The sequence below is a fragment of the Tardiphaga sp. 709 genome (genome assembly GCF_032401055.1).
GTDB lineage: Bacteria > Pseudomonadota > Alphaproteobacteria > Rhizobiales > Xanthobacteraceae > Tardiphaga.
On the sequence record NZ_CP135529.1, the window covers coordinates 1982274 to 2000831 of the forward strand.

Sequence of the window (18558 nt, forward strand, 5' to 3'; positions counted from 1 at the left end):
TCATTGTCGCGTCGCCGCCACAGAGCGCGATCGTCCGGATGAGTGTGCATGCCCGAGAGTGTCACCGCACCGCAGACCAAGACCAAGCCGAAGGTCGAGCGGCCGAAATTGTACAAGGTTATCCTCGTCAATGATGACTTCACGCCGCGCGAATTCGTCGTGCGGGTGCTGAAAGCGGAATTTCGCATGTCCGAGGATCAAGCCGCCAAGGTGATGATGACGGCGCATCAACGCGGCGTCTGCGTCGTCGCCGTGTTCACCCGTGACGTCGCCGAGACCAAGGCGACCCGCGCGACAGATGCCGGCCGCGCCAAGGGCTATCCGCTTCTCTTCACGACCGAGCCTGAAGAATAGGACGCGGCGCTTCTGCTTTAGCCACCAAAACGATAAAAATTTAACGATCGGTTCAATCCGAGGTTGGGCGGCATCTGGCAAGATCGCCAGATGTCGATTGCACTCCGTAAGCAATATGTATCCCGGCCGGAATTGTCGTTCGGGCCTTTACGCTTCATCGAATGCCTGCCTTGGCTCGTGTTGGCAGCGGGAATGCGCGTGATCGCGTTCAGCGGCGGCGTTATCGCGTTGCCGGCCATCTTCGTCGCCACGATTGCCGTTCTTCTCGCGTTTCTGGTGACCGCACGGCGGTCGATCGAACTTGCTGACGGAGAGACCCATCTCGGAGCGATGACGTTCGAGGATGAATTCCGACTATCGCTGCACATTCTGGCGCGTATCGGCGCGCTGATGCTTGCAGCAAGCATGATCTCTGCATCGCTCGGGATCTCGCCGCTGGACCTGAACTTCATGGGCGGCATCGATGGCATGGCGTTCGATCAGGCGACGGCGGTCGGCAAGATCTGGAATGCCTCCATCGCCACGCTGATCCTGCTGATGATCGTCAGCGTCGAACGCCAGGACAACAGGGTTCGTTTCTTCGCGGCTTGCCGTGAATTCGCCAGGCGAAGCGCCTGGCTCGGCGTGGGCCTTCTGGTCCTGACCGCCGCCTATTTCGGCCTCGGTTTTGTCCAGGGTCTCGTTCGCAACGCGATTGCGATCTACGGGCAGGCGCCGACGACGAACACCTTCATCCGAAACCTGATCTTCTTCGTCTTTATCTTCGGCTTCGCGATGCTGCGGCTTTGGGTGACCCTGATGATCCTGACCGCGGCCCTCAAGCAATCCCATCTGCGCGGCGACTGATCTCAGCCGGCGACCGCGGTTTCATCGCCCAATCCATAGACCTGCTCGGCCTTGGCGAAGCCGGCGATGGGAAATTCGCCGAGATCGGCCCAGTTGGCGCGTGTCGCATCAGCAAAAGCGGTCGACGCGACTACCGTCCGGTGCAGTTTGCCGGCGATCTTCTCCAGACGTGCGGCGAGATTCACCGCCGGGCCGATACAGGTGAAATCGAGTCGATTGCCGCCGCCGATATTGCCGTAAAGCACCTTGCCGACATGCAGCGCCAGACCGAAGCGAAAGCGCTCTTCGGCACCTGCCGCATCCGACCAGCGCAACGCTTCAACGGCAGCGCTGGCTTCACGCGCAGCCTCCAGTGCGTGGCCGCAAACCGTCGAACGATCCGCATCATCCTCGGCAATAGGAAACACGGCCAGCAGGCCATCGCCCATGAATTTGAGCACTTCGCCGCCATGCTTGAGAATCGCAGGCACCTGACAATCGAAGTAGTGGTTGAGAATCTCGACTACGCTTTCCGGCGGCAATCGGTCCGACAGCGCCGTAAAGCCGCGCAGATCCGACAACCAGATCGCTGCGCGCATGGTCTCGGTATGGCCGCGTCGGATCTGACCACCGAGAATACGTCCGCCAGCGCGATTGCCCACATAGGTATCGAGCAGTGTCACCGTCACTCGTCGTATGCCGATGACCTCGATCAACCGCGCCAATGTCGGCAGTATCGTTTTCAAGGCAGCAAGCTGCTCATCCGTAAAACCGCCAGGCTGCTTCGTGGTCCAGCTTGATGCGTGGAGCATGTTGTCGACGAAGGTGAGCGGGATCGCGATATAGTCGGTAACGCCTTCAGCGCGCATATCGTCGAAAAAAGGAAAGGGTGTGGTTGATGGCTCATGAAGTCGACTGCGAACCTCGACACCTTCACGGAAGACCAGCGCAAGCGGACTGCTGAGGAATTCCGGCGCCTCCTGAATGTCGAAATCAACCGAGCTGAGGACCACCCCGGTCTCCGGACGCCAGATGAAATTGCGGCCGAAGATTTCCGGGTGCAGGGTGCGGATGAAGATGCCCACGCGGTATAGCGGCAGCCCCGCAGCGACGAGCCGTTCGCAACATTCCGCCATCATGCGCGATGGCGTCGGCGCGGATCGCGCACCGTCACTGAGCCAGTCGATGATCTCTCTGAGTTTGTCGGGCAACACGGCTGGCACTTTCAAACTCGCGTAAACGCGGGCTTCGGTCAGTCACTTACTCTAGCCGACCTGTCCGCGATGCCGAATGAAATGATCGGCGAGCACACAAGCGGCCATGGCTTCCGCCACCGGCACGGCGCGGATGCCGACGCACGGATCATGACGACCCTTGGTCAGGATGTCCGTATCGGCGCCATTGCGATCGACGGTCTTGCGCGGCGACAGGATCGACGAAGTCGGCTTCACCGCGAAACGCGCCACGACCGGCTGGCCAGTGGAAATGCCGCCGAGGATGCCGCCCGCATGGTTCGACAGGAATGACGGGCCGTGATTGGTCATGCGCATCTCGTCGGCATTGTCCTCACCGGACAACTCCGCCGCACCGAAACCATCGCCGATCTCGACACCCTTCACCGCATTGATGCTCATCAGCGCCGCTGCCAGATCGCCATCGAGCTTGGCGTAAATGGGCGCGCCCAAACCTGCGGGTACGCCATCGGCGATCACCTCGATCACCGCACCGATCGACGAGCCGGATTTGCGGATACCGTCGAGATAGCCCTCGAAGAACGCAGCCTTGTCCTTGTCCGGGCAGAAGAACGGATTACGGGCGACCTCGTCCCAGTCCCAGTTGCCGCGGTCGATCTTGTGCGGTCCCATCTGCACCAGCGCCGCCCGCACCGTCATGCCTGGCACGATCTTGCGCGCAATGGCGCCAGCGGCGACACGCGTCGCCGTCTCGCGCGCCGATGAGCGGCCGCCGCCGCGATAATCGCGCAACCCGTATTTGGCTTCATAGGTGAAGTCGGCGTGACCCGGCCGGAACTTGTCCTTGATGTCCGAATAGTCCTTCGAGCGCTGGTCGGTATTCTCGATCAAGAGCGCAATCGGCGTCCCCGTCGTGACCTGCACGCCGGTTTCCGGATGCGCCATCACGCCGGACAGGATCTTGACCGTGTCAGCTTCCTGCCGCTGCGTAGTAAAGCGCGACTGGCCGGGACGACGGCGATCGAGATCGGCCTGGATCTCGGCCACATCCAGCGGGATCAGCGGCGGACAGCCATCGACCACACAGCCGATCGCCACCCCGTGGCTCTCGCCAAAGGTGGTGACACGGAACATGTGGCCGAAGGTGTTGTGGGACATGGAGTGGACAGTTCTCGTTATTGGTGAATGTCAACAAACACGTCGTAACGCGATGGCTGTGGACCGTCAAACACGGGTTTCTCCCCTCTCCCCTTGCTTGAGAGGGGAGAAACCCTCTTAACTAAACTTGTCCATCCCGTCGGCGTTGAACACGTAAACGGCGCCCTGCTGGATCGGCATTTCGCTGACGCCGTCCGGCGTCTCAAAGCCCAGCGCCACCATCAGCGCCCGCGCCGTGCCGCCATGCGCCACCGCGACGGTATCGCCCGTGAGGCCTTCAACCCATTCGCGCATCCGGAGCTGCACTTCGGCGTAGCTCTCACCACCCGGCGCCGGCAGGCTCCATTTGTCGCGCAGGCGCGCCGCAAAGATGTCGGGATGCGCAGCTTCCTGCTCGGCCAGCGTGAATCCTTCCCAGTGGCCGAAGCCGATCTCACGTAGACGATCGTCGAGGCCGTAGTCGTCATGCGGCAGATCGAGCTTGCCGCGCACCAGCTCCATGGTGTTGCGCGCGCGGCCGAGCGGACTGGAGACGAACGCGACATCGCCGCTGGTGCGCCCGTCCCGTGCCAGCAGGTCTTTCAGCACGGTGCCGGCATGCGCCGCCTGCTCCCGGCCAAGATCGTTGAGCGGGATGTCCTTCGAGCCCTGAAAGCGACCAGCAGCGTTCCATTCGGTCTGGCCGTGGCGAATATAATAGATGGTTGGCTTCGGCATGGACGTCAGCAATCAGTCCTTGCCGCCCATGCTGATGTCCGGCGCATCCGGCACCTTGGTGCCGAGCACATGATAGCCGGCATCGACGTGATGCACTTCACCGGTCACGCCGGTGGACATATCGGACAGGAAATATACCGCGCTCTGGCCAACTTCGTCGATGGAAACGTTCTTGCGCAGCGGCGCGTTGACCTCGTTGTATTTCAGCAGATAGCGGGAGTCGGCGATCCCTGCGAAGGCCAGCGTCTTGATCGGGCCGGCAGAGATCGCATTGACACGGATGCCCTTCACGCCCAGGTCAGCCGCCAGATAGCGCACGCTGGCTTCCAGCGCAGCCTTGGCGACACCCATCACATTGTAGTTCGGCATCCACTTCTCGGCGCCGTAATAAGTCAGCGTAACGATGGAGCCGCCCTCAGTCATCAGCTTCTCGGCGCGCTGTGCGATGGCTGTCAGCGAGTAGCAGGAGATCAGCATGCTCTTGCTGAAATTCTCGGCCGATGTGTCGACATAGCGACCTTCGAGCTCGTCCTTGTCCGAGAAGGCGATGGCGTGGACGACAAAATCGATCTTGCCCCATTTCTCCTTCACCCGGTCGAACACCGCATCGATGGTGGCTGCGTCGGTGACGTCGCAATGGCCCAGCAGCTCGGCGCCAAGTTCCGCCGCCAGCGGCTCGACGCGCTTCTTCAGCGCATCGCCCTGATAGGTCAGCGCGATCTCCGCGCCCTGCGCCTGACACGCCTTGGCGATGCCCCAGGCAATGGAACGATTATTGGCCACGCCGAGAATAACGCCGCGCTTGCCCTTCATCAGGCCTGAAACTTCGCTCATGTCGCATCCTATTTTGCTTGGCTGACAGCCTTGGCAGTCCATGCCGATCTGACCTTGGGGGTACACCAGCACTTGCGTCTGGTACAGCCCAAAAGCCCGGTTATGCGGCTGTTTACCGTCCGGGCTTAACGCCGGAATAGACGGTCCGCCAAGGTGTTATGATAGATGCGGCGCAATTGCGGACCGCCCAAGATACCGTCAGGATTGCAACGGATGGCACGAGCCCTATGAGCGCCTTTCGCGAAAGCGTTGAGAGCATGATTCCGGCGCTGCGCCGCTATGCGCGAGCGCTGGCGCGTGACACCGACATTGCCGACGACCTGGTGCAGGACACGCTGGTGCGCGCGCTGCGCTCGGAGAAATTGTTCATCGGCGGCGATCTCAGAAGCTGGCTCTATACGATCCTGACCAATCTGAACCGCAACCGCCGCCGGTCGCTGGCACGCAAACCAGTCTTCACCGAGCTGTTCGACAACAATCCAGATGCCAGCGGGACCGAAGCCGAAGGGCGCGACATCTCGCGCGCCCTCGCCGCCCTCGTCGAAGAGCAGCGCTCGGTGCTGCTGCTCGTGATGCTCGAGGGTCTGAGCTACCGCGAAGTCGCTGACATCCAGGGCGTGCCGATCGGCACCGTGATGTCGCGCCTCGCCCGCGCCCGCGCTCATGTCAAAGCCTATCTCGACGGCGAGCGCCCGGCGCTGCGCGCGGTCAAATGATTTAAAGGGAAGATGATAATGACTGGACCGAACATTCCCGTGACCGAAGACGAATTGCACGCCTTCGTCGACAATGAATTGCCTGCCGAGCGCCGCGCCGATGTCGAGGCATGGCTCGCGACACATCCAGATGATGCCGAACGCGTCGCATCGTGGCACGCAATGGCCGAGCTGCTGCATGCCCGCTACGATGCGATTGCCGACGAGGCCGTGCCGCAGCGGCTGGAAATCGAGCGACTGATCCAGCAGCCGCGGCGCTGGATCTATGGCGCCGTCGCGGCAACGCTTGTCGCCTTCGTTGCAGGTGGCAGCGCGGGCTGGGTCGCACGCGGCGCGGCGGCTGCTCCGTCGACATTCCGGAATTTCACGGTAGATGCGCTCGGTGCGCACCGGACCTATGTGGTCGAAGTCCGCCATCCGGTCGAAGTCGCAGCCAATGAACGTGCACACCTGCAGCAGTGGCTGTCGAAGCGTGTCGGCTACGAGATCAAGGCGCCCGAACTCGATGCGGCCGGATTGAAGCTGGTCGGCGGACGCTTGCTGCCCGGCCCCGAAGCGCCTGCGGCCTTCTTCATGTATGAGAGCCCATCGGGCGAGCGCTACACGCTCTACACTTCGCGTGCGGCGAAAGCCGACGCCACCCAGATGCGCTATGCCGCGCAGGACAAGGACGGCGCCATGTTCTGGGCCGACAAAGGCGTCGGCTATGTCGTGTCAGGCCCGACCGACAAGGACCGGCTCAACAACGTCGCGCGCCAGATCTACGATCAGACGGAGAAGGTGGGGGGATGAGACAGCGAGCTGATCGCTGCTCGCCTCACCCCAGATCGCTTCTTGGATGATACGGGTGCCCGTCGCGCCACTTCTCCATCAGCTTTTCCAGCTCGGCATCGTTGCCGTCCAGCAGCATGATCCTGATGGTGAAGTAGAGATCGCCCGCGGCGCCTCCGGCCAGCGGCAGGCCCTTGCCCTTCAGGCGAAACACCCGTCCGCTCGACGTGTTCTTCGGAATTGAAAGCTCCACGGCACCGGTGAGTGTCGGCGCGCGCACCTTGGCCCCCAGCACGGCTTCGTACAGCGTGATCGGCAGATCGACGCGCAGGTCATTGCCATCCACCTTGAAGTGGGCGTGGGGCGCGACGGTGACCGTGATCATCAGATCGCCGGGACGATGTCCTGGCGCGCTTTCGCCCTGGCCGCGGAGCCGGATCTGCTGGCCCGACGTGACGCCGGCCGGTATCTTGACGTTCAATTCCTTGCCGGACGGCAGCCGTACGCGCTTCTCGGCGCCCTTCACGGATTCTTCCAGCGTCACCGTCATGGCGACGTTCAGATCCAGATCGGGCATCCCGCCGGCATAGCCGCCGGTGTCGAATTCAAAGCCCTGCGCGCCGGGACGCGCGCCGCGCGGGCTGGCGCCACCGAACATGCTGTTGAGGATATCCTCGAAACCGCCACCGGCACCGCCGGGAAAGCCCTGCTGCGCACCGGGACCGCCGCGAAAGGCGTGCTCAAAGCCGCGCTGCGACGCGCCCGCGCGGCCGCCGCCCGGAAATCCCTGGAAGCGTGCTTTACCCTCGGCATCGATCTCGCCGCGGTCGAACTGCTTGCGCTTGTCCTCGTCGCCGATGATCTCGTTGGCCGCATTCAATTCCGAAAACCGGTCGGCGGCTTTCGGATCGTCCTTGTTGCTGTCGGGATGATGCTTCTTGGCGAGCTTGCGATAGGCACTCTTGATCGCCGCAGCGCTGGCGCCCCGCTGCACCCCCAAGACCTCATAGGGGTCGCGCATCCGTCGTCTCTCCTTCAGGTAACTAAAAGGCGGGCCACCGGCCCGCATGTTGAATTTGCAGGCCGAAACCCGTCTCTCTCTTCATCTGGTGACTTCGTGTCATTTTTGCAACTCGGCCGCAAGCGGCCGGCCGGTGAAAACTAGCTCCGTTTCCACGGCTTCAGCGTATGCACGTCCCAGCTGCCGCGTTCACCCTTACAGGCCGCACCTTGCATCCAGCTTTCGCTGGTGCCGTTGACATAGCTGGCCAGAAAATCCCTGCAGGTGCGACCTTCCGCGACATAGGCACTGGACAGAGGCGTCACCGATCCGCGCGCCCCGGTCGACGGGTTTTCCCACGGCTGGCTGGAATCCTTGCTGCCCTTGGTGAGGACGTCGGAGGCCGCAGTGCGCGTCAGGACAAGATCGGCTTCGGTGGGCTCGTAATTGGTGGCCTGGACCGATGCCGGCGAAATGGAGCCGGTGACATCGCCGCCTTCCATCTTGGCCAGCGCGGACTCGTTTCGGCCCATACTGCAACCACCGAGGGTGCTGCCGATAAGAATTGCTGTCAAAGCCGCACCGAGCGGGCAGATGGCCGATAGGCCAATGCGTTGCCGTATCCTATATAGGTCTTGCCTATGCAGGTGCAGCAGCAAGCTCTCTACAACAGGCCAACGCAAGCGGAACTCCGGACATGACCGACACGACCTCTCCCATCAAAGACTCAACTCCGTTAACGTCAGGTGATTTTACGGCCGCTGCGGAACCATTTGCGCTGTTTTCCGAGTGGTTTACCGAGGCAAAGGCCTCAGAACCCAACGATCCCAACGCGATGGCGCTGGCCACCGTCGACGCCGACGGCCTGCCGGACGTCCGCATGGTGCTGATGAAGGACTATGACGCCGACGGTTTCGTGTTCTACAGCCACATTGCCAGCCAGAAGGGTCAGGAGCTCGCCGCCAATCCCAAGGCCGCGCTGCTGTTTCACTGGAAGTCGCTGCGCCGGCAGGTCCGCATTCGCGGTCCCGTCACCCGCGTGACCGATGCCGAGGCCGACGAGTATTTTGCGACCCGCCCCAAACAGGCGCAGATCGGCGCCTGGGCGAGCAAACAGTCACAGCCGCTGGAAAGCCGCTTTGCGTTCGAACAGGCCATCGCCAAGGAAGGCGCCAAGCACCTGATCGGCGCCGTTCCGCGTCCGCCAGGCTGGAGCGGATGGCGCATCACGCCTGTTCGTTTTGAGTTCTGGCACGACCGGCCGTTCCGCCTGCACGACCGCATTGAATTCCGCCGCGACAACTCGGCAGCAGATACGTCCTGGACCAAGGTGAGACTGTATCCGTGAACGCCGACAACGAGACGAGAACCAGACACGTGAACCATCCAGGATCGAACGCGCCCAAGCGCACCATGCTGCTGACCGGCGCAAGCCGCGGCATCGGTCATGCCACCGTGATGCGCTTTTCCAGTGCCGGCTGGCGTGTGCTCACCTGTTCGCGGCATCCGTTTCCGGAAGTCTGCCCATGGGATGCCGGCCCCGAAGATCACATCCAGGTCGATCTCGCCGATCATGACGACACTGTCCGCGCCATCGACGACATCAAGGAACGGCTGAACGGCGGCGCGCTGCATGCGCTGGTGAACAATGCCGCGATCTCACCCAAGGCCGAAGGCGGCGCGCGGATGGGTTCCATCGATACTGACGTCGCAACCTGGAGCCACGTCTTCAACGTCAATTTTTTCGCGCCGATCATGATGGCCCGCGGGCTGATCGAACAGTTGAAGGCGGCCAAAGGCTCGGTGGTGAATGTCACCTCGATCGCCGGCTCGCGCGTGCATCCGTTTGCCGGTGCGGCCTATGCCACATCGAAAGCGGCGCTGGCGTCGCTGACCCGCGAAATGGCGTCGGATTTCGGCCGCCTCGGCATCCGCGTCAATGCCATCGCGCCGGGCGAGATCGACACCTCGATCCTGTCGCCGGGCACGCAGACCATCGTCGATCAGCAGATCCCGCTGCATCGGCTCGGCACGCCCGACGAAGTCGCCAAGATCATCTATGTGCTGTGTACGGAAACGAGTTCATACGTGAACGGCGCCGAGATCCACATCAATGGCGGCCAGCACGTCTGATCGGCGGTAACGGGTGGGAAATAGTCATGCTGAGGACCGCGCCATTCTGGCGCTCCTCGAAAAGCGCGGGATTTTCTAGTCCGCGTAAAATTTCCGCGGCATCGGCGCAGCCGCGCTGATCCCCGCGCTGGAACAATCGTCTTCGGATTCGCCATCCATCAACCCGGCACCACAATGCCGACAGGTGCGCGCAGACATCGCCTGCGCCCGACCGTTGGCCATGCGCGCCTGTTGATAGGACCTGAGATCGACGACGTTCCGTCCCGATGTTTCTGTTTTGTCAACCATTGCTGTCCTCATCGCTTCTGACAGCGTTATGACAGCAACCATTAGCGCAACCGTTCAGCGGAACGCTCGAATTTTACCGGATAAATTGTGGCGGGAATCGCGCGAAGCCTATGATCATTGGGCTTTTCGAACACGCATCATGAATGCGTTTTGATAGTTGGAAAAAGATTCAGACATCCGCGCATTTATGGTCCCGCGAGCCAGCGCTCCAGGTTGTCGAAGTGGTGTCCCCTCCTGAAACATGAGGGGTGGCGGCGCGCCTGACGGCGCAAATAGTGGTAATTTTCGCGATCCGCTTCGCCGTCGGCGACGAAGCTGCAACCACGCAACGCCATCAGGCGCGCCACCGCGGCTTTTCTGTCCCCGGGGCCGTGCTTCCGGGTACTGGGCACGAGCCTCGGCTCGCTGATCCGGCAGCTTTCGCCGCCTTTGCCCGCACCCGTCCAGCCGCAAGCGGCAGAGCCCCGTAGTGGGCCCGGACGGCTACCCAAGGCCTCCCGAGTGCGCAGGGTACGTCACCCCACACCCGCAGGCGCCACATCCTGTCCCACTTCAAGACGCCTCATGAAGCGTCCATCGTGAACCGGATATGTGGAGGATAATCCTTCTAGGTATATTGCCAATAGTGAGCAGGAAAAGATGTTTAAGTTCTACCCTCTCGACTGTCATTCCGGGGCGCGCTCTTGCGCGAGCACGGAATCCATAACCACGATCGCGCGTATGGATTCCGGGCCTACCCCCAGCCGGCTACGCCAGCCGGGCGCATCCCGGAATGACAAATGAGAGGTTAGTGCCTTCCTACGCGCCCTACAGCCACTTCTTCCACTTGAAGAACATGTAGGGTAGCACCGCGGCGAACAGCATCATGATCAGCGCCATGGGGTAACCGACATCCCATTGCAGTTCCGGCATCGCCTTGAAATTCATGCCGTAGACCGAGGCGATCAATGTCGGCGGCATCAGCACGACGGCCATGACCGAGAACAGCTTGATGATGTTGTTCTGTTCGAGATTGACGACACCGAGCATCGCATCGAGCGTGAAGGTGATCTTGTTCGACAGATAGGAGGCGTGATCGGTCAGGGAGACCACGTCGCGCTGCATGGTCTTGAGCTGCGCGCGCATGTCCTTCGACCACTTCACGCCTTCGGCTTCCGCCGTGATGAAGGTGACGACGCGGCCGATCGAGACGAGGCTTTCACGCACTTTCGAGGTCAGGTCGCCCTTGCGACCGATGGTGATGAGAATTTCGGAATAACGCTTGGCATGGCCGGTCCGCAGCGACTCATCCGGCTCGAAGATGTCGTGGCTGACCTGATCGACGTCGGCGCCGACGCGTTCGAGAATGTCGGCGCAGCGATCGATCACGGCGTCGAGCAGTTCGAGCAGAATGGTTTCACCATTGGCGCCGGGCGGCGCGTTGCGGCCAAGCTTCAGTTCGACGGACGCGAACGGACGCGGTGTGTCGTAGCGCACCGTCACCAGCCGTTGCCGGGTGAGGATGAAAGTTACCGCCGTAATCCGCGGCGACTCCGTGTCGGAGCCGCACATCAAGCTCGCGGTCATGTAGCGGGCGCCGTTCTCGATATAGAGACGGCTGGAGATTTCGATCTCCTGCATGTCTTCGCGGGTCGGAATTTCCACCCCCGCCAGTTTCTCCACCGCCTTGTCTTCGGCCGGCGACGGCTTCACCATGTCGATCCACACCGCATTGTCCGGCAACGCTTCGAGATCGGTCGGCTCGGATTTTCTCAAGGCGTGATCGGCAGGGGTGAAGACAGCGAGCATGGCAACTCCGGGACATTGAAAAGGCGGGACACTGCAATACGGACGATCCGGACAGAATCGGCAGGGGCGACCGACCATGACCGATGCGGATGCAGCCGTCATGACAGCCTTTGTGCGGCGCGCCAACCCCGCCCAAACCCGGGGAATTTTTCCCGCAAGATCGCGCGTTCCATGGTCTCGATCTGACAAAATTGTCACGCGCGCATCACGGCTTCGCGAGGCGTTGCGGTTCTGCACAGGATTTGGCCGGAGGGTCGAAAATTCTGCGGCAAATATGACACAGGTTGTGCGCTGCATGATGCGCAGCGCATCTAACCGCTGGAATTGCAGCGGATTTCAGCGATAGTAGCTTTAACGGAATCGTGGCGTTCGCAGGCTATTTTGGGTGCGTTTCCTTGCACCAGCCTGTCTGAATTCGGACCTCACGCAATTGGAACAATGACATGTCGCCGCTCAAGATTAAGCTTGGTTTGATTGTCGCCGCCGGCCTGATGCTGTCGGGCTGCATGCAGACCGCCACGCAATTCCAGGCCGCTCCGGAAGCCAGCCTCAAGCCGAATGACAAGGCACAGCTCGCCAAGGCGCGTTACGCCAAGGTTGCCGTCGCCGAGCCGTTCCGCCGCGCCATCGTCGACTTCCACCGCAAGGAAGCACCGGGCTCGATCGTGGTCGATTCCGACAACCACTATCTCTACTTCGTCCAGGACGGCGGCAAAGCAATCCGCTATGGCGTGACCGTCGGCGAAGAAGCGCTGGCGTTCTCGGGCGTTGCGCGCGTCGGCAACATGGCCGAGTGGCCGAAGTGGACCCCGACCAAGGACATTCACGCCCGCATCGAAGGCCTGCCGGCCTCGGTGCCCGGCGGCGTCGATAATCCGCTCGGTGCCCGCGCCCTCTATCTCTATCAGGGCAACAAGGACACGCTGTTCCGCATTCACGGCACCAATCAGCCGGAATATATCGGTGCCTCGATCTCGTCGGGCTGCATCCGCATGACCAACGAAGACGTCATCGACCTCTATAGCCGCGTCAAGCCCGGCGCTGTGGTCGTCGTGCTCGAGCCGAAGGCCGGCGACTCGCCGTATAATTCGAAGCTGGCCCTGCAGGGCGGTGGCGGAACGCCGTACTGAGCTGACAGGGTTTTATCTGATTAGAAAAAGCGCCGGTTTTGCCGGCGCTTTTTTGTTTTGAGCAAGCTGATGACTGTTGCTTCCCTGTTTTTGCGCAGACGCTAGTGGTCTCCCTCCCCCTTGCGGGGAGGGTCGGCCGAGCGAGGCGATGCGCAGCATCGACGAAGTGGAGACCGGGGTGGGGGTGCCACAAGCGCCGTCGCCTGTGGCACCCCCACCCGACCGGCCTACGGCCGGCCACCCTCCCCGCAAGGGGGAGGGAAAAGAAAGCACCCGCCCGGACGTGGCCACAAATACGCGATCAGAACGTCACCGCAAAAAGCTGAACGGCGATGGCGGCGCAGCGCGGCGCTTCTTCGGCTTGGGTTTTGGCTTCGACTTGGGCTGTTCTTGTGGAGGCGCGGCTTCTGCTTCGGGCTCCGGCTCGGCTTCAACCGCAGGCTGAGCGGCTGCAGGCTCAGCGGGTTTCGCCGTCTCGGGCTTCGCCTCCCCCGGCTTGCCCTCGGCCACTTCGCGCGGCGGTGCTTCGTCCGGGCGCACGGCTGGCATCAGCGGTGCGATGCGCGGCCACTCGTCCCAGACATCCCACTGGCAGATGCGGTAATTGCCGCGCCGCTCGGCGATATCGAGATGGATGTGATCCTCGTGATAGCCGTCGGAACCCGGCCCCAGCACGGTGGTGAACCGCGTACAAACCGAATGCAGCACCGCCTCGCGCTGCTCGCGCGGCGTGTTGCGCTCGGTGAGCGCGATCGAGCGGCCATTGGCGAGTTTCAGCCCGCGCACGTCCAGCGCATTGGCGCGGCCATGCTCTGACAGTTTTGCGCCGACGACACGGTTGCGACCGCGGCAATCGAAGGAGTCGAAATTATCAAGTTCGAGGAGCTTGGTGCCGAGGCTGGTCGCGAGCGGCGCCATGTCGGCGCGGATCCACTCGGCCACGGCCGTTGCCATGGCGCAGCGCATCGTTCCCGCCGGCTTCAGCGGCACCCGCGTCTTGTCCGGCAGCACGACCGCTTCCAGCCGCACCATGTCGGGGCCGCCGCAGGCGCCCGGCCCCTTGATGTCGGGAATACTCGGCGCCACGGCGATGGCATCGGTGAGCGCCAAGCGGCAGGCTGAAGGCGGCGGCGGCTCCGGCGGACGCGCTTCGGCAGCAGGCTTCTCAGACTCGGCTGGTTGCTCCGATTTCGCAGGCTCCTCACCGGGCTTTTGCGCGGGCTCGATCGCCGGCGCTTCTACCGGGCGGGGCTTTGGCAGCGGCACACGCGATGTCGTCAGATAGGCCTGCGCCGGCGCGGCCACCAGCAGCAACGCCAGAACCGCTCCAATTGTCCTTTGGTCGCAGCCGGATAGGCCAAAAGTCCATTTCCGGGCCGCTTTCCCCGCGCTAAACTTCATGCCAAGACCTAAAGCAAGAAGACGGTCGAAGTTCCCCGGCAACGATCGGGGAGCCGGCACGGCAATCACAAGACGGAGGAACGATCAAATGCGTGGCTTGATGCAAGACTGGCCTTTGCTGTGTCATCGGATCATCGATCATGCGGCCCAAGTCCACGGCGAACGCGAGGTCGTGACCAGATCAGTCGAAGGTCCCATCCACCGCACCAATTACGCCGAAATTCGTACCCGTGCCCTGAAGGTCGCACAGCGTCTCGACCGCGAAGGCATCAAGATGGGCGACCGCGTCGCCACCATCGCGTGGAACACGTGGCGGCACCTAGAAACGTGGTACGGCATCATGGGCATCGGCGCTATCTGCCACACCGTCAATCCACGTCTATTCCCGGATCAGATCGCGTGGATCATCAACCATGCGCAAGATCGTATCGTGATGACCGACCTCACCTTCATCCCGATCCTTGAGAAACTCGCCGACCAGTTGCCATCAGTCGAGCGCTACATCGTCTACACCGACAAGGCGCACATGCCGCAGACCACGCTGAAAAACGTCGTGGCCTATGAGGACTGGATCGCTGAGGTGGACGGCAACTTCAAATGGAAGGAGTTCGACGAGAACACCGCAGCGGCGATGTGCTACACATCGGGAACAACAGGCGATCCAAAGGGCGTGCTGTACTCGCACCGCTCCAACGTGATGCATGCGCTGATGGCCAATACCGGTGACTCGCTCGGCGCCAATGCCGCCGACACCATGCTGCCGGTGGTCCCGCTGTTCCATGCCAATAGCTGGGGCATCGCGTTTTCCGCACCGTCGATGGGCACCAAGCTCGTACTGCCGGGCGCCAAGATGGACGGCGCCTCGATCTACGAATTGCTCTCGACCGAAAGGGTGACGCATACCGCCGGCGTGCCGACAGTGTGGTTGATGCTGCTCAACTACATGTCGCAGAACAATCTGAAACTGCCTGACCTGCGCATGGTGGTGTGCGGCGGCTCGGCGATGCCGCGCTCGATGATCAAGGCCTTCGTCGATATGGGCATCGGCGCGCGCCATGCCTGGGGCATGACCGAAATGAGCCCGATCGGCACGCTGGCCGCGTTGAAGCCGCCGTTCGACCAGCTCGAAGGCGACGAGCGGCTGGATATCCTGCAGACCCAGGGCTATCCGCCATTCGGCGTCGAGATGAAAATCACCGACGACAGCGGCAAGAGCCTGCCCTGGGACGGCAAGACCTTCGGCCGTCTCAAGGTGCGCGGCCCGTCAGTGTCGCGCGCCTATTTCCGTGTCGAGGACGAGATCCTCGACGAGGAAGGCTATTTCGACACCGGCGACGTCGCGACCATCGACGCCCACGGCTACATGCGGATCACTGACCGCTCCAAGGATGTCATCAAGTCCGGCGGCGAATGGATCTCGTCGATCGATCTGGAGAACCTTGCCGTCGGTCATCCGCAGGTGGCGGAAGCCGCCGTCATCGGCGTCTATCATCCGAAATGGGACGAGCGCCCGCTCCTGATCGTACAGCTCAAGCAGGATCAAACCGCCACGCGCGAAGACATCCTGAAATACATGGATGGCAAGATCGCCAAGTGGTGGATGCCGGATGACGTGGTGTTCGTCGACGCCATCCCGCACACCGCGACGGGCAAGATCCTGAAGACCGCGCTGCGCGATCAGTTCAAGACGTATAGCCTGCCGACTGCGGCGGCCTAGTCAAAAGAAAAACCTCTCCTCGCCATGCGAGGAGAGGTTTCCAATTTGTGGGGCGACGAGAGCCTCAGCCGTTGAGCGCGGCCTTTACCAGGCCGCTGGCCTTGCCGAAATCCATCTGACCGGCATATTTCGCTTTGAGTGCGGCGATCACCTTGCCCATGTCTTTCATGCCGGCAGCACCGGTTGCTGCGATCTCGGCTGCGATGGCTGACTTGGTCTCATCCTCCGACATCTGCTGCGGCAGATAGGCAGAGATGATCGCGATTTCCTCGCGCTCCTGGGTCGCGAGCTCGGCGCGGCCACCCTTGTCATAGAGCTCGACGGACTCCTGGCGCTGCTTGATCATCTTCTGCAGCAGGCTCAGCAGATCGGCGTCCGACAGCGGCGGCTTGCTCTGGCCGCGCGCTTCGATATCGGCATTCTTGATAGTCGAATTGACCATGCGAAGCGTCGAAAGCTTGCGCTCGTCCTTGGCCCGCATGGCGTCCTTGACGGCGTTGTTGATGTCATCGCGCAGCATCTGCGTCTCCTCTTGCGGCCGCCAATCGCAGCGCCGGAACTCGGTTGGCCCCGATCTAAGCGTTTTAAGGGGTATGCACAACTGCACCCGCCAATTCTCGGGGACGCCGCCCGGAGCTGTTGCCTGAACCTACTGCCCAAACCTATTGCCGATGGCTGGAGCTGAAATCCTCCACGCCTGCGGACAGCGGCCCGGGCGCATTGGCCCCAGCGACGTATGGCAGAACCATCAACGCCGATATGGTGGCCGGAATACCGGCCTGGCCCCATAGCCGGGGCTGAACCTCGAAATCAAACCTGACGTGCCGCGGCTCGAGCATCGCGACCTTGCCCATCCACATCAGGCAATCGCTATCTGTCGCAAAGCACATCGAAGCCCACCCCTTCTGCAGCGTCGTCGCGCGCGGCATGCCCCAAGTGTACTGGAACTGGAACGGGCGGCTGTAGACGGGATGGTCAGGGCTGTAAAAGGCCGTCGCGAATGCCAGCCCGTCGTCGCCACTGATCCGCGGCAGCGGCCGGCCTGTCATCTGGTGCCACCGGTCGGTCAGCTCTTGAGCGGCCAGCCGATAGTAAGTCCGCTCGTTAGGATTGATGCTGTTGCGGTAAATCGCATGGATCGGAGCCGCCACAACGGTTGCGATGATGGCGATGCCTGCGACGAACACCACCATATTGACCACATACAGGCGTTCGAGCGTGAAGCGGGCGCCGCAGACGATCAAAACGGCAGGCAGGAACAAGCCCTGGAGCGCCCATAGCGAAGGCATGTCGGTGCCAAGCGTGACGGTTGTCATAACCGGCAGCAGTACGGTGCCGATGAACACCCAGAACAGCAGCAGCAATCCTGGACCCATCGCACGGAAATCGGCCGAAAAGTACTTCAGGCGCAGCTCGGCCGATAAAACCCAGACAATAGCCGGCAGCGCCAGCGTCGCCGCGAGACCGAGCAAAAACATGCTGGCTTCGATGAGTGACTGACCAAAGTCGATGCCGCCGTGAACCTGCATGGCATAGGTGAACGGCGTAGCACCGGTCGTCACGAGCCAATGGATGTGCGGCCCAAGGGCAATGAGTCCGGTCAGTGCCGAAATCCACGGTGCCCACGACCTGAAATAGACCGCCCGCTGCGGATGCACGATCGCTGCCAGCGCGAAGCTGGCGATCAGGAAGATCGAATAATATTTGCCGAGCATCGCCAGCGCGGACAGGACGCCGGCGGCGGCAGCCCAGCCGATAGCGCGCGTTTCAAAGGAGCGCAGGAAGCAATAGGTCGCCAGCGGCCAGACCGCGAGCAGCACTGTGTTCGCGTTGAAGCGCTGGGCATGGAATTGATAGGCCGGAAGCAGCATCAGCAGCAGCAGCACGACGGCTCGCGAATCGCCGCGCACGAAGCGGCGCGCAATCAGATCGACGGCCCAGAGCGCCACCGCGGCATTGGTCATCGACAGCAACTGGAACGACCAGTCGGTCAGCGGGAAAACCAGCGTCCACAGCCGCGCGACCCAGCCCATCAAGGGCGGATGTTTGGGATTACCCCACGCGAATTCGCGCCCAAGGGTCCAGGTTTCCAGCGCATCCGCATGCAGATCGCCGCTCTGATAGGCGATCACCAGAAACAGCAGCCAGATTCCCGCGAAGCCGACGATCAGCACAGGAATCGTCCCGCCCGCCTCGATCCCATCGAGGAAGGTCAGAAAAGGCCTACGCCATCGCGCTGGCGCGATGGCCGAGCGCGCGGCCATCTTGGCGAAATAGTCCAATTGCACTGAAATATCCGGAAATACGGGAAGTCGTAGCTTGCTACCGGCGAAAGTGAGTTCCGGCAAGCATCCGTAATTATAATTAGTTGATTTTACATCTCATTCTGCAAATTACGCGCTATCGGCGTGCAGGTTTCGCCGGACAACCGGAACACCACAATTTTGCCAGATAAGATATTATTCCTTAATTAAGCTCTGTCCGGGCCCGTTGATCGGCCAAAGCGCCGATTGCTAACCCTGCAGGCCATGGT

18 protein-coding genes are annotated in these 18558 nt (G+C 61.9%); 8 read left to right on the forward strand and 10 right to left on the reverse strand.

Going from position 1 to position 18558, the window contains the following annotated elements:
• Nucleotides 1-48: 48 nt before the first annotated feature.
• Entirely contained in the window at nucleotides 49-354 is a 306-nt protein-coding gene (gene clpS / locus RSO67_RS09930) for an ATP-dependent Clp protease adapter ClpS (RefSeq protein ID WP_089265483.1), read from the forward strand.
• 90 nt (nucleotides 355-444) lie between these two features.
• The gene (locus RSO67_RS09935; protein WP_315843342.1) at nucleotides 445-1200 is read left to right on the forward strand and encodes a hypothetical protein; all 756 of its coding nucleotides are present in this window, start codon (nucleotides 445-447) and stop codon (nucleotides 1198-1200) included.
• Between the two features lie 2 nt (nucleotides 1201-1202).
• Here RSO67_RS09935 and RSO67_RS09940 read toward each other — a convergent pair whose 3' ends face one another.
• From RSO67_RS09940 to fabI, 4 genes are all read right to left on the reverse strand, one after another.
• Nucleotides 1203-2393 (reverse strand): adenylate/guanylate cyclase domain-containing protein, encoded by a 1191-nt coding sequence (locus RSO67_RS09940; protein ID WP_315844214.1) that lies wholly within the window; start codon nucleotides 2391-2393, stop codon nucleotides 1203-1205.
• Between the two features lie 51 nt (nucleotides 2394-2444).
• Nucleotides 2445-3530: a chorismate synthase gene (aroC, locus tag RSO67_RS09945; protein WP_315843343.1), complete on the reverse strand. Its 1086-nt coding sequence runs from the start codon at nucleotides 3528-3530 to the stop codon at nucleotides 2445-2447.
• A 117-nt stretch (nucleotides 3531-3647) separates the two neighbouring features.
• Nucleotides 3648-4247, reverse strand: a complete 600-nt coding sequence (locus RSO67_RS09950) for a histidine phosphatase family protein (protein ID WP_315843344.1) — start codon at nucleotides 4245-4247, stop codon at nucleotides 3648-3650.
• Between the two features lie 12 nt (nucleotides 4248-4259).
• Nucleotides 4260-5081, reverse strand: coding sequence for an enoyl-ACP reductase FabI (gene fabI / locus RSO67_RS09955; RefSeq protein ID WP_315843345.1), 822 nt, complete (start codon nucleotides 5079-5081; stop codon nucleotides 4260-4262).
• A gap of 227 nt (nucleotides 5082-5308) precedes the next feature.
• On the opposite strand from fabI, the gene RSO67_RS09960 reads away from it, so the two are divergent.
• Both RSO67_RS09960 and RSO67_RS09965 read left to right on the forward strand, forming a co-directional pair.
• Entirely contained in the window at nucleotides 5309-5797 is a 489-nt protein-coding gene (locus RSO67_RS09960; protein WP_089265487.1) for an RNA polymerase sigma factor, read from the forward strand.
• An 18-nt stretch (nucleotides 5798-5815) separates the two neighbouring features.
• On the forward strand, nucleotides 5816-6589 hold the full coding sequence (locus RSO67_RS09965; protein WP_315843346.1) for an anti-sigma factor: 774 nt from the start codon (nucleotides 5816-5818) through the stop codon (nucleotides 6587-6589).
• Between the two features lie 25 nt (nucleotides 6590-6614).
• Here RSO67_RS09965 and RSO67_RS09970 read toward each other — a convergent pair whose 3' ends face one another.
• Together RSO67_RS09970 and RSO67_RS09975 are read right to left on the reverse strand one after the other, a co-directional pair.
• Nucleotides 6615-7589, reverse strand: coding sequence for a DnaJ C-terminal domain-containing protein (locus tag RSO67_RS09970; protein WP_315843347.1), 975 nt, complete (start codon nucleotides 7587-7589; stop codon nucleotides 6615-6617).
• A gap of 140 nt (nucleotides 7590-7729) precedes the next feature.
• Nucleotides 7730-8143, reverse strand: a complete 414-nt coding sequence (locus RSO67_RS09975; RefSeq protein ID WP_315843348.1) for an RT0821/Lpp0805 family surface protein — start codon at nucleotides 8141-8143, stop codon at nucleotides 7730-7732.
• Between the two features lie 122 nt (nucleotides 8144-8265).
• Here RSO67_RS09975 and pdxH point away from each other — a divergent pair, with 122 nt between their 5' ends.
• Both pdxH and RSO67_RS09985 read left to right on the forward strand, forming a co-directional pair.
• Entirely contained in the window at nucleotides 8266-8916 is a 651-nt protein-coding gene (gene pdxH / locus RSO67_RS09980; RefSeq protein WP_315843349.1) for a pyridoxamine 5'-phosphate oxidase, read from the forward strand.
• Nucleotides 8917-8981: 65 nt separating this feature from the next.
• Complete coding sequence (locus RSO67_RS09985; protein ID WP_089265492.1) at nucleotides 8982-9701, forward strand: SDR family NAD(P)-dependent oxidoreductase; 720 nt, start codon at nucleotides 8982-8984, stop codon at nucleotides 9699-9701.
• Nucleotides 9702-10796: 1095 nt separating this feature from the next.
• On the opposite strand, the gene RSO67_RS09990 is transcribed toward RSO67_RS09985, so the two are convergent.
• Nucleotides 10797-11777 carry a magnesium transporter CorA family protein gene (locus RSO67_RS09990; protein ID WP_089265493.1) on the reverse strand — a complete coding sequence of 327 codons (981 nt, stop codon included), beginning with the start codon at nucleotides 11775-11777 and terminating at the stop codon, nucleotides 10797-10799.
• Between the two features lie 443 nt (nucleotides 11778-12220).
• On the opposite strand from RSO67_RS09990, the gene RSO67_RS09995 reads away from it, so the two are divergent.
• Entirely contained in the window at nucleotides 12221-12907 is a 687-nt protein-coding gene (locus RSO67_RS09995; RefSeq protein WP_315843350.1) for a L,D-transpeptidase, read from the forward strand.
• 309 nt (nucleotides 12908-13216) lie between these two features.
• Here RSO67_RS09995 and RSO67_RS10000 read toward each other — a convergent pair whose 3' ends face one another.
• Nucleotides 13217-14308, reverse strand: coding sequence for an extensin family protein (locus RSO67_RS10000; protein ID WP_410001828.1), 1092 nt, complete (start codon nucleotides 14306-14308; stop codon nucleotides 13217-13219).
• A gap of 88 nt (nucleotides 14309-14396) precedes the next feature.
• Here RSO67_RS10000 and RSO67_RS10005 point away from each other — a divergent pair, with 88 nt between their 5' ends.
• Nucleotides 14397-16025 (forward strand): fatty-acid--CoA ligase, encoded by a 1629-nt coding sequence (locus RSO67_RS10005; protein WP_315843352.1) that lies wholly within the window; start codon nucleotides 14397-14399, stop codon nucleotides 16023-16025.
• 64 nt (nucleotides 16026-16089) lie between these two features.
• Here RSO67_RS10005 and RSO67_RS10010 read toward each other — a convergent pair whose 3' ends face one another.
• Together RSO67_RS10010 and RSO67_RS10015 are read right to left on the reverse strand one after the other, a co-directional pair.
• On the reverse strand, nucleotides 16090-16545 hold the full coding sequence (locus tag RSO67_RS10010; protein ID WP_089265497.1) for a GatB/YqeY domain-containing protein: 456 nt from the start codon (nucleotides 16543-16545) through the stop codon (nucleotides 16090-16092).
• A gap of 142 nt (nucleotides 16546-16687) precedes the next feature.
• Complete coding sequence (locus tag RSO67_RS10015; protein ID WP_315843353.1) at nucleotides 16688-18313, reverse strand: glycosyltransferase family 39 protein; 1626 nt, start codon at nucleotides 18311-18313, stop codon at nucleotides 16688-16690.
• Between the last annotated feature and the right edge of the window lie 245 nt (nucleotides 18314-18558).